Raw genomic sequence first — 13216 nt, 5'->3', positions numbered from 1 at the left:
TGCGCGGATCTCCGACTCGACAGTAGATCGTATCAGAGCCCCTTGGCAGCCAGCTCATCAACAGTGCTTTTGTTAATCTCCAAGAGGTTATCGGTGATGATGTTACGAGTTGCCGCATCTGGACTGACAACACCCAATCCCTCGATCTCGGTTCCTTCCGAGATTTCTTCGCCGTTCACTAGCATGTCGCCTAAAGTGACAAACACCCGGCCCGCCTCAGCTGGGTTCCACATGAACCCGCCAGAAATGACATCGTCTTTCAGCAGCTTTTGGCCCTGACCGGGTGAGAACGGCCCAAGTACATGGACCTTGCCGCCCAAGCGACGTTCCTCGATCGCGCGCCCTGCCCCGATCGGACCTTGGCTGCCAAAGGCAAGGAAGCCACGCAAATCAGGATTGGCTGCGATCAGGTCAAGTGCGGTCGAACGGCTGTCATCAACACTTTCTGCAACGCCATAACGATCACCCACCGGCTGCAACTTGTCGGAGCAGTTCTCAGCCAGCCAGGCGATGCCTGCATCCGCCCAAGCATTGTGAAGTGGTACAGTCAGTGAACCCACATAAACGGCATAGGTACCCGGCTCTTCGGTTTTCTCACAAAGAAGCTTGGCATGCGCTTCACCGAATCCATCTGCAGAAGCCAGTTCGAAGTTCCAATCCACGTTGTTCAATCCGGGCCCTTCGTGTGCGATCACTTTGATCCCGGCGTCCCTGGCCTTTTGCAACACGGGTTCAAGTGCAGCCTCATCGTTGGGTACCACGCCGATGACGTCCACACCCTTCGCGATGAGATCTTCAATCGCACGAACCTGAAGGGCTGGGTCGGCTGAAGTCGGCCCGATCATCTCGGCGCTGACACCCAGTTCACCGGCACGTTCCTTGATTCCTTCTTCCATTGCGTTGAACCAAGGGATCCCTCCAATTTTGACGACGATTCCCATGGTAGTCTCAGCAGCTACATTGGTTACACCAAGCGTAAATGCGCAGACTGAGGCTGCGAGTATCGGTCTAAGTTTCATAATATCCTCCCAGATTGGCCAGCGCCGAAAAGGCAGCGCACGGTAAAAATCAAACTGCACCATCGGTTGTTCTTTATTGCACAATCGATGGTGCAAAGGCTATATGGAATACACTAAACTTGTCAAAGGGGAATCTTCGGTGGCGACAACCGAGAATAAGAAACAGGTCACAATTTACGACATCGCCGACCAGGCTGGCACCTCGGCCAGTACTGTCGGTGCCGTTCTGAACGGCTCGTGGCGCAATCGACGCATCAGTGAAAAGCGCGCCAAAACGATTCAGCAAATCGCAACCGAAATGGGCTATGCACCCAATATGCAAGCGCGCGCCCTTCGCAGCGTCAGGTCAAGCATGATTGGCATGATTATTCCGATGTACGACAACCGATACTTCGGAGCGATCGCCGAACGTTTCGAAATGGCGGCCCGTGCCAGAGGGCTTTTGCCCATGACCTCGTGCACACATCGCGAGCCAGAGCTGGAGCTTGCGACGGTCAAGCAGATGCTGTCGTACAATGTGGACCGGATCGTCTGCGCCGGTGCCTCTGACCCCGATACCATCGCCCGGATTTGCAAGGCGCACGGCGTTCCAACGATCAACCTTGATCTACCTGGTGCAGCAGCGACTTCTATCATTTCCGACAACTACACAGGTGCATTTAAATTGACTTCAGCCCTGATAAAACATGCGCAAGCTAAAGGTTTAGATTGGCAGAACGAGTTTCTGTTCCTGGGCGGCCGTCCGACCGATCACAACACAAGCGAAAGAATACGCGGTTTCCGCGATGCGATCTCGAATGCAGGAGCTCGACCTTTGGACGAGAACATTCTGGCCTGCGGGTACGCAGCCGCCAAGTCCAAAGTCGCATTTGCCGCAAAGTTGAAAGACACGGGCCAAATGCCGACCGCGATGTTTGTAAACTCGACGATATCGCTGGAAGGTGTATTTGATTGGTTGGCGCAGAATGACAGAGCCGCATTAGACACAATTCTGTTCGGAAGCTTTGATTGGGACCCGTTTGCTCAGTATATGGCCCAGAATCTGTTCTCCGTTCGGCAGGATGTCTCGGCGATGGTGGACACGATGTTCAGGATTATTGACGGTGAAGCACCACATGAGCCTAAAATCATCCAGATTGCGCCAATTGTCATCTCTGATAAAGCAGGCTGCGACACGGCCCCCTCGTCACGGATTTAGCGAATAATTCCCCGTTGACTGTTGGTGCTCATATACTGTGCCAAAGACATTCAAAAACTTTTGCCGGGACGCGATGTAGGTAGCCCTTAAGGTGCTGCCAATGCCTGACGTAGACGGCGTTCAATGTCTTGCAGACCCTTAAAGGCCTCATACCGGGCATCATGTAGCCGTGCGATCACGCCAGATTTTGGCAAGAACCGTTCCTTTTCTGATGACATCCTCGCCATTGCCTCCTCAAGAGACGTTTCTGGCTGGCTTGCCACAGCACCTAGTATAGCTGCACCCAACAGAACCGGTTCAGGTGAGGTTGTCGATAGAACAGGAGCGCCACTGGCATCTGCCAGAAGTTGCTTGATTGTGGCGCTTTCCCCTGCCCCACCACTAATTGCGACGGTCGAAGGATGTACACCATGTGCGGCTTGCGCCTCCATAATCTGACGCATCCCATAGCCTACCCCAAGCACTGCAGCGACATAGGTTGCAATGAGGTCGTCGCTGTCTTTTGCCAGCGTTAGGCCAGAAACGATTCCGGTTGCGTCTGGGTCGGCATAAGGGGCCCGGTTGCCCAGAAAATCCGGGACAATTACCCGAGCCCCTGCCAGTCGGACCGCATCGCTTGAAACTGACACGCGCCGTTCGACCTCGCGCAGAAGAAACGATTGCAGCGACATCCCCTTTGCTTGCGCGAGGGAGGTTGCGTCGCTGCTTGATGGATGGCTCGTGATTAGGTGCGCGATCGCTTCCCCGGCCGTGGATTGTCCCCCTTCTGACAACCACATTCCCGGCACCATGGCCGAATAGTATGGCCCCCACACACCAGGAACCTTGTGCGCAGTCTTCGAAGTCGACATCGTGCAAGCGGACGTTCCGAATACATAGGCCATCGTCGACTCGGGTCCTGTTTCGGGATCAGCGCCTACGGTGCCGATACCCCCGGCATGAGCATCAATCAAACCCGCGCCAACGGGTGTACCTTCAAGCAAGCCCATGCTCGATGCGGCTTGAGCGGTCAATCCCTGTGCCAGAGGTGTCCCGGGGGCCACGATCTTCTGCCCGATACGGGCATACTCCTCAGATGGCATTTCTGACAGACCAATCTGGTGGAAATAACTGTCATCCCACCGACGTTCATGCGCCAGGTAAGTCCATTTGCATGTCACCGTGCAAGCGGAGCGATTCAGTGACCCTGTTGCGGCCCATGTCAAATAATCCGGCAGATCAAAGAATTGGCCGGCGCTGCGGAAGGAGTCCGACATATTCTCTTTAATCCACAGCAGCTTGGGCGTCTGCATCTCAGGAGAGATCCGCCCGCCAACGTAGTCCAAAACGGGATGACCCAATCCGTTTATGCGCTCGGCCTGATCCTTGGCCCGGTGGTCCATCCAAACGATCACGTTGCGCTCGGCCCTACCCGAGGCGCTGATGCTCAGCGGTTGCATGGTCTGGTCCAGGACGACCATTGAACACGCCGCATCGAAACCAACACCTTTGACCTGCGAGGCCTCGATTCCACTCTCCTCAACCGCGCCCTGAACACAGTCACAAACAGCCTGCCAGATGTCTGTCGAAGACTGCTCGGCTATATCGCCGGTGTCGCGCCACATTTGAATTTCTTGTTTTCGGCTGGCCAACAAAGTGCCGTTGCTGTCGAATACACCCGCCCTGGCACTGCCGGTCCCAACATCTACCCCTACGAAACAGCTCATAGGTCCACCGCATTTGGCAGGATGACAAGATCACGGATCGTGACATTCGCGGGACGGCTGAGCATGAAAACCACGCAATCGGCCACTTCTTTGGGTTGCATCAGACTCCCCTCGGCCAATGCTTGTTCCATTTTTTCCTTCGGCCAGTCATCCAGCAAAGCAGTCACTACGGGGCCCGGCAGAACAGCGCCAACCCGCACACCATGCTTGGCAACCTGCCGCCTGACAGAGTGAGTGAAAGCCTGTACGGCATGTTTTGAGGCTGTATAGATGGGTTCCCACACAACGGGAACGACGCCTGCGATAGAACTGGTCATGATGATATCACCCGACCCCTGTTTGGCCAGATGTGGCAAAACCGCCTGCACCGAGCGAAACGCCGCATTTATGTTGAGGTTCAAAACACGATCCCACGCATCCGGATCGCCTTCCAGAACGTCCCCACCAATGTAAGCGCCGGCATTGGCGTGGAACGCGTCCAGACGCCCCGCTCTTCCGAGAATTTTTGGCAGCATCTGATCCACGCTATCAGGAATCGCAACGTCTGTGACGATTGAAAAAGCGTCGTCCCCCAAGTCATCGCAAACTGTCTTTAGCGCCGCTTCGTTCCGATCGACCAAAGCAACCGTGGCCCCTGCCGCGATACACTCTTTGGCACAAGCCAGCCCAATCCCAGACGCAGCGCCCGTTATCGCGATCACCTTGCCCGTCAGATCAACCATTCAGTTGCCTCCTCTACATCAAACCGTACCGCTTTTCCTGACCTTCCGGGAAGTCTCTGCAGTGCTGAAAACAGATCGACGGGCCAACCCCAAACCCATAGGGTTGGTTTGCAAAACGCGTCATATGCTTGAATACCCCCCTTCGATCATCATGATCGCACCGTTCACCAGATCGGATGCGGGGGCAGCCAGATATAGGGCCATATCTGCGATCTCGACAGGTTCGCCAAAGCGGCCCAAGGGCGTTCGCTCGATAAACGGATCTTTCTTTTCCGGCGCCGACCACAGCTCTTTCCCCATTTCGGTTAGCACGACGGTTGGGCAGATCGCGTTGACCTGAACGTTGTACGGCGCCGCTTCGGTCATGAGCGATTTCGTCAGAGAATTGAGCGCCCCCTTTGAGGTGGCGTAGGCCGCGTGATCGGCTAAGGCAATAACGCCCGTCTGCGATGAAATGTTGATGATCTTGCCCTGTCGCCGTTCCATCATGCCAGGCAGTACCGCGCGGGATAGGATAAAGGGCGCTGTTAGATTTACCGCCAAAGTGCGCTGCCAATCCGCCAGATCATAGTCAACAACCGGCCCGGTCAGGGCAATTCCGGCAGAGTTTACGAGAATATCGACCCGCCCAAAAACCTCCAATGCCCTGGCTGCGACCAAGGCCGTTTCTTCGGCATCAGCCAAGTCTCCGGTTATTGCTGCAAAATCTCGCCCCAATGCTTGAACCTCAGTTCCCAATTGCGCAAGCCGGTCCTTGTCGCGGCCATGCGCCGCGATGTCCGCTCCTGCATCCGCAAAAACCTGTGCAATTGAGGTTCCAATCCCTGAAGACGCACCGGTGATCAGCGCTTTCTTTCCCATCAAACTGAAACGGGTTTCCCAGGGCATGAGCTACTCCAAATTGGTGTGATTGGCGCGCATATCCTCGGGCGTGACGGCCATCCTGTCGCGCAAGTCCAGCACAAGAAGCTCGAAGAACAGGAACATGAGCACCTCATAGAGCGACCCCATCGGCAGCACAGACGTGGCATCAGGACCTTCGTCAGCGGCCATGGTTTGCGCGGGAAGGTGAACGGTCAGATCCACGGCCTGTGGCACGGCACCCTCGGGTTCTGCAGTGATGCAGACAACTTTGGCACCGGCCTCCCGCGCAACGCCCACCAACGCGGCTACAGTTGAAAAATGCCCCGGTCCTGCGCTGACAAGCAGGATGTCCGATGCCCCGACCGCTGGCGCCGTCATGTCGCCGACCACATGGGCGTCACACCCCAAGTGAAACAGCCGCATCGCAAGTGCCTTCATCATCAGGCCCTCGCGACCAACACCGTAGCAAAGGATCTGCCGTGAATTGGCAAGAGCCTCAGATAAAGGCGCGATCTGTTTCAAAACGTGACCGGACAAGCCCGGTCGTAGTTCAGACAGGATCTGTTCGGCCAAATTGTCCAAAACGTCGGTCATGTTCGGTCCAACCGAATCTGGATTTTGACATCTGTTGGTCGCGCCTCAACTGCACGGTCGAACGCTTCGATGCTGTTCTCAAAGTCAAATGTTTCAGTGATCAGAGGTTTCACATCCACTTTGCCCGACCCAAGCAAAGCTATGGCCCGGTCATACATATTGGCATAGCGAAACACCGTCTCCATCCTGATTTCCTTGGACTGAGCCAGAACAATGTCGACCGGCACAGGATCGACCGGCATGCCTACCCAGACTACACAGCCCGCAGGGGCTACGGCGTCGAGAGCGGTTTGAATTGAGGTGGCCGCGCCGGCACATTCGAAAACCACATCCGCGCCCCATCCTTCGGTCGCGTCGCGCACAACGGCTGAGGGGTCATCGCGTCCGATCAAAACAGGTTCGATATTGTAATATTGCGCAGCAACCGACAGCTTTTCCTCAACCAGGTCAGAGATATAGACCTTGGCGCAACCACCAGCCAGCGCGGCCAGAGCCACCAATATGCCAATTGGCCCTGCACCGGTGACAAGCGCCACATCACCCGGTTTGATCTGCGCTTTGGTTGCTGCCTGCATGCCAATTGCAAAGGGTTCGACCATTGCCCCTTCGGCAAAGCTTACATGGTCGGGCAAGCGATAGGTGAACGCCGCAGGATGTACGACCGAGGGGGTCAGGCAGCCATGCACCGGAGGCGTGGCCCAAAATTGCACAGATGGGTCCACATTGTAGGCACCAAGCTTTGCGGCCTTGGACCGGGTGTTGGGAATGCCGGGCTCCATACAGACCCGATCACCGACACCCATGTCTGTTACGTCTGACCCGACCTCGGTAATCACACCTGCAGCCTCGTGTCCTAGCACCATAGGCGCGTTCACGACAAAGGGCCCAATCTTGCCGTGGGTGTAGTAGTGAACATCGCTGCCGCACACCCCAACCGTATCTATCGCGACGCGGACATCCTCAGGGCCCAATGTCTCGGCCATTTCAATGTCGCGCAGCGCCAGGCGACCAGCTTTTTCCAGAACCAGAGCTTTGGCCATCCTACACCTCTCTTATGTTCCGTTGGTTTCAAGCAAAGCGGCTGCCGTGTTCTCATCCGTAACAAGCGTGTCGACAAAACCGCGCTTCAGGGCCGCAGCAATGATCGGCGTTTTATTAAGGCCACCAGCGGCCAGAATGACATTGTCTATTTCGGCCATCTCATCCAGCGACAGGCCAATGACACATTGGTTCAACGGATGATCAATCAGCTCACCATCCGCATTCAAGATGTGCCCGGTGATATCGCCTACTCCGCCTTTGGCGATCAGATCGGCCGGATCGACCCCGCTTGGCAAGGCATCACGCACCAGCAGCGAACTCTCCAGATCCCCCGTAGCCAGCGCAATTGCACCGCAAGATCGAATCTTTTCCAGCATATCCCGGATCACGTCCTGATCCATGAACAGTGCCTGACTCTCTGGGCTACCCGCATAAAGCGGCGCGGTGAAAAAGCTGTGTTCGGCGTTGCATAAATCAGCCAGCCGCGTCGTGATCTCGTACCCGTTCACGTCCGATCCGCGTGAGACGCCGCCCATGATCGACACGATCTCAAGATCAGGACGGTCGAGCGGCTGCATGTGGCGCGTCGCGAGGTTCAAAGTGTTGCCCCAGGACATGCCAAAATGAGTCAGGTTCGGGTCGCTCAAGACTTCGCCCAAATGCGCACCTAGCCCCGCAGCAACCAGCGGGGTGACTGACACACGGTCCTCGGGCGAAGGCACCACAACTGCGCGGGTCAGTTTGAACTGCCGCTCAAGCTCCCATTCAAATTGCGCCGCTGCCGCAAAAACGGAATCCACACTGACACGCAAAATGCCACGCCGCCGCGCCTCGCTGAGCGCTTTGTTGACACGCAGCCGCGTTGTTCCAAACCGCTCGGCCGCGTCGGCCTGTGTCATGCCCTCGACCTCGCAGGCCCAGCACAGCCGCACCAATAGCTGTTCTTCCGGGTCGATCTGGTCAAGTTTGATATAGCGTGACATGGATGTCCTCTCCTTGTGGTTCCGTTCTACCGCAACGAAACGGGAAAGGGAGTGGTCGAAGACTTCATTTCACGGCTCCCATCGTCAGGCCACGCACCAATTGCTTGGAGGCGATGAGCGCGAAGATCAGAACTGGGATCACGATCAGCGTCGATGTGGCCATGATCTTACCGTACGGCAAGTTGTAGCCTTCCATGAAAGACACGGCCATTGCGGGGGCCGTTTTGGCTTCGGTCCTGGTCAGGATCAGACCGAACATCAGTTCGTTCCACGAAAAGATGAAAGAAAAGATCGCCGATACGGCTACACCAGGCATGGCCAGCGGCAGGCAGATTTTACGCATGATGGTAAACTGCGAGGCCCCTTCCAGCCGTGCGGCCTCGTCCAGATCATAGGGTATGCCTCTGAATTGATCTGTCACGATCCAGATGACGATCGGCAAGTTGAAGGTCAGGTAGATCAGGATCAGCGTGATGTGTTTATCCAGCAGCGACAGGTTACGGGCGATCAGAAAGAATGGAAGAGCCAGAACAATGGGGGAAACCATCCGATTGGTGATGAACCAGAACCAAAGGTCTTTTTTTCCGCGAAACTCGAACCTGGCCAGCGCAAAGGCGGCAGGAACGCCCAGAACTAGCGCCAGCAGCGTCGTAGAGATTGCAATGATCAGCGAATTGATCAGTGTCCGTAGTACCCCGTCTTCGAACAGGGCCTCACGATAGTTGGCCAGTGTCGGTTCGAATAGCCACACGGGGGGCGATTCAAGCGCTACCACCTGCGTTTTTAAGGAAGTCGTGACCATCCAGTAAAACGGGAAGACACAGACCAGAATGATCAAAGCCAGCAAGGCAATCTGAGACCAGTATGAGCGGGTCGTCATCATGGCTCAGACCTCTTTGTAGAAGACGCGGATATAGATTTGCGCCAGTACAATGGTGATTATCAGCAGGATGATGGCCTGCGCCGAGGCCAGCCCTTGATCGAAGCCGCGAAAACCGACCCGTTGGATCATAAGCGAAATGAACTCGGTCGACGATCCCGGTCCGCCACGTGTTAGGGTAAAAACCATATCGAACAGTTTCAACGTGTCCGCTGTCCGCAGGATCAGCACCGCAACCAGACCCGGCACCAGAAAGGGCAGTTGCACATAGCGTAGAACAATCCATTTGGACTTGGTTTCCAGGCGCGCGGCCTCTTCCACTTCGCCCGGCACCATAGTCAGACCTGCCAGAAGAACCAGCGCTACAAACGGTGTCCATTGCCAGACGTCCCAGAACACAATCATGGCAAAAGCGTTCTGGGGATCACCGATCCAGTTTATGTCGGCCCCGCCCAAAAGCTGGTTCACTACGCCAAACTTCTGGTTGAACATCACCTGACCCAGCAGGCCCACAACCGCGTAGGTCGTGGCCATCGGCAGAACGAGGCTTAGGCGCGCCAATGTCTTTACCAGTGTCAGACCAGGTTGATGCAACACCAACGCAATGCCCAGACCGAGCGCGATTTGCAGCGGCAGGGCCGTACCCAGCAAGAAAAACGTGCGGCCCATCGCCTGCCAGAACACTTCATCCGTCAGAACGGTCCAATAGTTTTCAAAACCTAAGAATTCGACCCGCTTCAGTTTTGTAAGGTTGTAGAAATGCGCTGAAGTCCAAGCCGCGTAAAGCAATGGCGCGATGCCCACCGCGGCAAGACCGATGACCGCTGGACCGATGAATGCAAATATTGTTCTGCGGGGTACTTGGCCGCGCATATCCGTCCTCCAGCTGAACCTCTCGAACCGGGTGCAGGGGCGCCAAACATGCGCCCCTGCATCTTTGTTTTACTGAGCCAGTGGCTTGTCGCCAGAATAGTACCCGGCCGCGTCCAGCACAGCCTCCATCCGGGTGCCGATTTCTTGCGCACCTTCCTCGGTCGAGACCTCACCTAGCATCATTTTTGTGCCCCATTCCTGAACGATCTCGGTGATCTCGGGCCATTCCGCGAAACGGGGGCGGAATTCAGGCACGCCGTCTTGCCAGCTCTCGACCAGTGCGGGCACAAACTTGAAGTCTTCCAGACCGTCTTCCTGATAGACAGATTGACGGGCCGGAACACCACCGCGCTCAAGGTATTCCCGCGCATTGGCTTTCGAGGTTGCCCACTGGATGAACAAATAGGCTGCCGCTTGTTCGGCTTCGTCTGCTTGCGAAGCTACTGCCAGAGAAAACCCGCCAAGTGCTGGCTTGCGGCCCGCAGGGCCTGTGGGCTCGGGTGCGATTTCAACGCAATCCGCCACTTTCGATGTCTCGGGCGAGACGACCGACGAATAGAAGGCCGACCATTCGGTGATCATTGCGATGTCGCCTTGACTGAATCCATTCACGGTTTCGGCATGGTCATAAGCCACGATACCGTCAGGCATGTATTCCATCAGTTCCTGACGGAACTTCAGTCCTGCCTGGCTTTCGTCACTCATCAGATTGGACTTGAATTCATCGTCTAGGAACGAACCGCCAAAGGGCCACAGCATCCGTGCAAAGCTGTCGGCAGACTGGGTTTCATTCCGCTTGGACTGCAGCGCAAAGGCGTATTTTCCGTCTTTTGTCAGCGCCGGGCCATATGTGTCCTTCAGCTCTTGCCAAGTTTCCGGCGGGCCGTCGAACCCGGCTTCTTCCAGCATGCAGCGATTATAGAACATCAAGCCGGAATAGTTGTCGAACGGCAGGCCATACAGCGTGTCATTCCATCCGCCAAAGGCGTTCAGCACCAGCGGAAAAAAGTCATCGATGTCCAGATCTGGATCAACTACGTCAGGGAACTTTGCCTGAACATCCGCTAACGGAATGATCCAATCGTTCTCTGCAAAGTTGCCTATCCAGACTAGGTCGATCAGTGCGATATCCAGATCACCGCCAGCCACAAAATCCCGCACCTGTTCACCCAGAGCGTTCTCATAGGGATGCTTGATGACGTTTACCTTAATTCCCGTTTCCGCTTCGAACTCGGGCAGCATGGCTTCGATCGCCTCATAGCCCGGGCGCAGCAGGAACACGACGTCAATGGTTGTGCCCGCATAGGGTTCGGCAGCCTTTTTTAGGCTCCAGTCATCATCTGCAACGGCCGCACCGGTCGCGATGAAGCTGGCGACGGCTGCGGTACCCAGTAAGTTTCTAAGAGTTTTCATTCTCAGGTCTCCTCCCAGTTCAAAATTCTTTTGCATACTGGTTCATACAAAAGTATTTTTCCGACTTGAAAGTCAATACATTTGTTTCTACTGATAAGCAAAAGATAATTTGCGGACCGCAGCGTTCGCCGTTGGGGAGGGGTTGCCTTGGCTGGCATCAGAATTGAAGGGCTCGACAAGTTTTACGGTGAAACACAGGCGCTGTTCGATGTCAGTCTGGACATCAAGGACGGAGAGTTTGTTGTGTTCGTAGGGCCATCGGGTTGTGGCAAATCAACCCTTTTGCGAACACTGGCTGGATTGGAGGGTGCCGACTCGGGGCGTATCGAGATTGATGGGCTGGACGTGACGCATGCTGAACCTGCCGACCGTGAGCTAGCGATGGTGTTCCAGTCCTATGCCCTCTACCCGCATATGAGCGTGCGCGAAAACATGGATTTCGGCATGAAAGTCAACGGATTTGCGCCTGCCCTGCGGCAGGAACGGATCGCCGAAGCAGCCCGTATCCTGCAGCTGGAAGACTATCTTGATCGCAAGCCCTCACAGCTGTCGGGTGGTCAGCGCCAGCGTGTGGCCATTGGTCGGGCCATCGTCAAAAATCCAAAGGTCTTCCTGTTTGACGAGCCGCTGTCCAATCTGGACGCCAAACTGCGGGTGCAGATGCGGGTCGAGCTGGAAGGCCTGCACAAACAACTCGCCGCAACGATGATCTATGTGACCCATGACCAGGTTGAAGCCATGACAATGGCCGACAAAATCGTTGTTTTGAATGGCGGACGCGTCGAGCAGGTTGGAACTCCGATGGAATTGTATCATTCACCCCGGTCACGCTTTGTTGCCGAGTTCATCGGTTCCCCGGCCATGAATGTGTTTGCGCCCAGTAACACAGTGAGCGGATTGACCATCAAGCCGGAGGCGGCTTTCGTCGGCTGCCGCCCCGAACATCTTGAGCTGGTGCAACAAGACGCGGGCAATACCGACGCCACGGTCAGGGTCAAGGAACAGCTGGGAGGCGAGAGCTTGCTGTACCTCACACTCCCTGACAATAGCGAGATCGTAGCCCGCGTCGGCGGTGACGACGATACACCTGTTGGTCAAACCGTAGGTGTTCGAGTCCCCGAAAATCGACTGCATCAATTTAGTGCCGACGGGCGCGCATTGTAACGGTGCGCGCGATGGCAGGCGACAACGCCAAGGGTTCCAAGCCGGATGCGCAGCCTCCTTTATCGCTTGAGGCGTTCGATCTGATTATTTTTGATTTTGATGGAGTTATTGCCGATAGCGAGATCATCTCGCTGTCCACATTGAAAGAAACTCTGACAGAGTATGGTATCGACCTGCAGGCACAAGAGGTCCGAAGCCTATTTCTGGGCAAATCTCTCTCGACAATTGAAGCTTTTGTTGCTGAGCACAGCACAACCTCTGCCAGAGGCTTTGCGCATACATGGCAGGCCAAGTTGTTCCGACGTTTCAAGCGGGAACTCTCACCTATTGCTGATGTCAAAGATTTTTTGGGAGTGTTGACTACGTTGAACCTTCCGTATTGCATCGCCTCCAGCGGGACGTTCGAACGGATCAGTGTTGCCCTGACGGCGATGCAGATGACCGCGTTGTTTGATAACGTCTTCAGCGCCGAGCAGGTTGAGCACGGCAAACCAGCACCAGACTTGTTTCTATACGCCGCTGCTCAGGTCGGTGTTCCCCCCAGAAATTGCCTTGTGATCGAAGACTCACCTTATGGCGTGCGCGCTGCCAAGACGGCTAACATGTATTGTGCCGGATTTGTGGGTGGGGCGCATCTACGCGGTATTGAAGACCAGCATGGCGAGTTTCTTAGTCAGCAAGGAGCTGATCTGATCATATCATCATATGAAGCACTCGCGCCTGCGGTTTTCAGGCAGCGGGCAAAACAGTAAACGATTT

Annotated in this window: 13 protein-coding genes; 3 read left to right on the top strand and 10 right to left on the bottom strand. The window is 55.6% G+C overall.

What is annotated here, in order from left to right:
• Positions 1–32: 32 nt before the first annotated feature.
• Complete coding sequence (locus tag ABLN87_RS13295; protein ID WP_353010921.1) at positions 33–1019, bottom strand: substrate-binding domain-containing protein; 987 nt, start codon at positions 1017–1019, stop codon at positions 33–35.
• A gap of 139 nt (positions 1020–1158) precedes the next feature.
• On the opposite strand from ABLN87_RS13295, the gene ABLN87_RS13290 reads away from it, so the two are divergent.
• A complete protein-coding gene (locus ABLN87_RS13290; RefSeq protein WP_353010919.1) occupies positions 1159–2217 on the top strand; it encodes a substrate-binding domain-containing protein in 1059 nt (352 codons plus the stop codon).
• 86 nt (positions 2218–2303) lie between these two features.
• On the opposite strand, the gene ABLN87_RS13285 is transcribed toward ABLN87_RS13290, so the two are convergent.
• The 9 genes from ABLN87_RS13285 to ABLN87_RS13245 all read right to left on the bottom strand — a co-directional run bounded on the left by ABLN87_RS13285 (position 2304) and on the right by ABLN87_RS13245 (position 11293).
• On the bottom strand, positions 2304–3923 hold the full coding sequence (locus ABLN87_RS13285; RefSeq protein WP_353010917.1) for an FGGY-family carbohydrate kinase: 1620 nt from the start codon (positions 3921–3923) through the stop codon (positions 2304–2306).
• A complete protein-coding gene (locus ABLN87_RS13280) occupies positions 3920–4645 on the bottom strand; it encodes an SDR family oxidoreductase (RefSeq protein ID WP_353010915.1) in 726 nt (241 codons plus the stop codon). The genes ABLN87_RS13285 and ABLN87_RS13280 overlap by 4 nt, the downstream gene beginning before the upstream one ends.
• A gap of 120 nt (positions 4646–4765) precedes the next feature.
• On the bottom strand, positions 4766–5533 hold the full coding sequence (locus ABLN87_RS13275; RefSeq protein ID WP_152460813.1) for an SDR family NAD(P)-dependent oxidoreductase: 768 nt from the start codon (positions 5531–5533) through the stop codon (positions 4766–4768).
• A gap of 3 nt (positions 5534–5536) precedes the next feature.
• On the bottom strand, positions 5537–6103 hold the full coding sequence (locus ABLN87_RS13270) for an SIS domain-containing protein (protein WP_353010914.1): 567 nt from the start codon (positions 6101–6103) through the stop codon (positions 5537–5539).
• On the bottom strand, positions 6100–7143 hold the full coding sequence (locus ABLN87_RS13265) for an NAD(P)-dependent alcohol dehydrogenase (protein ID WP_353010912.1): 1044 nt from the start codon (positions 7141–7143) through the stop codon (positions 6100–6102). The genes ABLN87_RS13270 and ABLN87_RS13265 overlap by 4 nt, the downstream gene beginning before the upstream one ends.
• Positions 7144–7155: 12 nt before the next feature.
• Positions 7156–8127 carry a sugar-binding transcriptional regulator gene (locus ABLN87_RS13260; protein WP_353010910.1) on the bottom strand — a complete coding sequence of 324 codons (972 nt, stop codon included), beginning with the start codon at positions 8125–8127 and terminating at the stop codon, positions 7156–7158.
• A gap of 64 nt (positions 8128–8191) precedes the next feature.
• Entirely contained in the window at positions 8192–9010 is an 819-nt protein-coding gene (locus tag ABLN87_RS13255; protein WP_152460809.1) for a carbohydrate ABC transporter permease, read from the bottom strand.
• Between the two features lie 3 nt (positions 9011–9013).
• A complete protein-coding gene (locus ABLN87_RS13250) occupies positions 9014–9880 on the bottom strand; it encodes a carbohydrate ABC transporter permease (protein WP_353010908.1) in 867 nt (288 codons plus the stop codon).
• A gap of 69 nt (positions 9881–9949) precedes the next feature.
• Positions 9950–11293, bottom strand: coding sequence for an ABC transporter substrate-binding protein (locus ABLN87_RS13245; RefSeq protein ID WP_353010906.1), 1344 nt, complete (start codon positions 11291–11293; stop codon positions 9950–9952).
• Between the two features lie 147 nt (positions 11294–11440).
• On the opposite strand from ABLN87_RS13245, the gene ABLN87_RS13240 reads away from it, so the two are divergent.
• Positions 11441–12457 (top strand): ABC transporter ATP-binding protein, encoded by a 1017-nt coding sequence (locus ABLN87_RS13240; RefSeq protein WP_353010905.1) that lies wholly within the window; start codon positions 11441–11443, stop codon positions 12455–12457.
• A gap of 11 nt (positions 12458–12468) precedes the next feature.
• Positions 12469–13209, top strand: coding sequence for an HAD family hydrolase (locus ABLN87_RS13235; protein WP_353010903.1), 741 nt, complete (start codon positions 12469–12471; stop codon positions 13207–13209).
• Positions 13210–13216 lie beyond the last annotated feature (7 nt).

The organism is Ruegeria sp. SCP10 (assembly GCF_040329495.1).
Lineage (GTDB): Bacteria > Pseudomonadota > Alphaproteobacteria > Rhodobacterales > Rhodobacteraceae > Ruegeria.
The sequence above is the reverse complement of the archived record's forward strand: the minus strand, read 5'-3'. Positions and strand labels throughout refer to the sequence as shown.

What these genes read in the sequence shown, in the direction of transcription:
- ABLN87_RS13295 (WP_353010921.1), bottom strand. Translation starts at nt 1,019, where the DNA reads ATGAAACTTAGACCGATACTCGCAGCCTCAGTCTGCGCATTTACGCTT.
- ABLN87_RS13285 (WP_353010917.1), bottom strand. Translation starts at nt 3,923, where the DNA reads ATGAGCTGTTTCGTAGGGGTAGATGTTGGGACCGGCAGTGCCAGGGCG.
- ABLN87_RS13280 (WP_353010915.1), bottom strand. Translation starts at nt 4,645, where the DNA reads ATGGTTGATCTGACGGGCAAGGTGATCGCGATAACGGGCGCTGCGTCT.
- ABLN87_RS13275 (WP_152460813.1), bottom strand. Translation starts at nt 5,533, where the DNA reads ATGCCCTGGGAAACCCGTTTCAGTTTGATGGGAAAGAAAGCGCTGATC.
- ABLN87_RS13270 (WP_353010914.1), bottom strand. Translation starts at nt 6,103, where the DNA reads ATGACCGACGTTTTGGACAATTTGGCCGAACAGATCCTGTCTGAACTA.
- ABLN87_RS13265 (WP_353010912.1), bottom strand. Translation starts at nt 7,143, where the DNA reads ATGGCCAAAGCTCTGGTTCTGGAAAAAGCTGGTCGCCTGGCGCTGCGC.
- ABLN87_RS13260 (WP_353010910.1), bottom strand. Translation starts at nt 8,127, where the DNA reads ATGTCACGCTATATCAAACTTGACCAGATCGACCCGGAAGAACAGCTA.
- ABLN87_RS13255 (WP_152460809.1), bottom strand. Translation starts at nt 9,010, where the DNA reads ATGATGACGACCCGCTCATACTGGTCTCAGATTGCCTTGCTGGCTTTG.
- ABLN87_RS13250 (WP_353010908.1), bottom strand. Translation starts at nt 9,880, where the DNA reads ATGCGCGGCCAAGTACCCCGCAGAACAATATTTGCATTCATCGGTCCA.
- ABLN87_RS13245 (WP_353010906.1), bottom strand. Translation starts at nt 11,293, where the DNA reads ATGAAAACTCTTAGAAACTTACTGGGTACCGCAGCCGTCGCCAGCTTC.
- ABLN87_RS13235 (WP_353010903.1), top strand. Translation starts at nt 12,469, where the DNA reads ATGGCAGGCGACAACGCCAAGGGTTCCAAGCCGGATGCGCAGCCTCCT.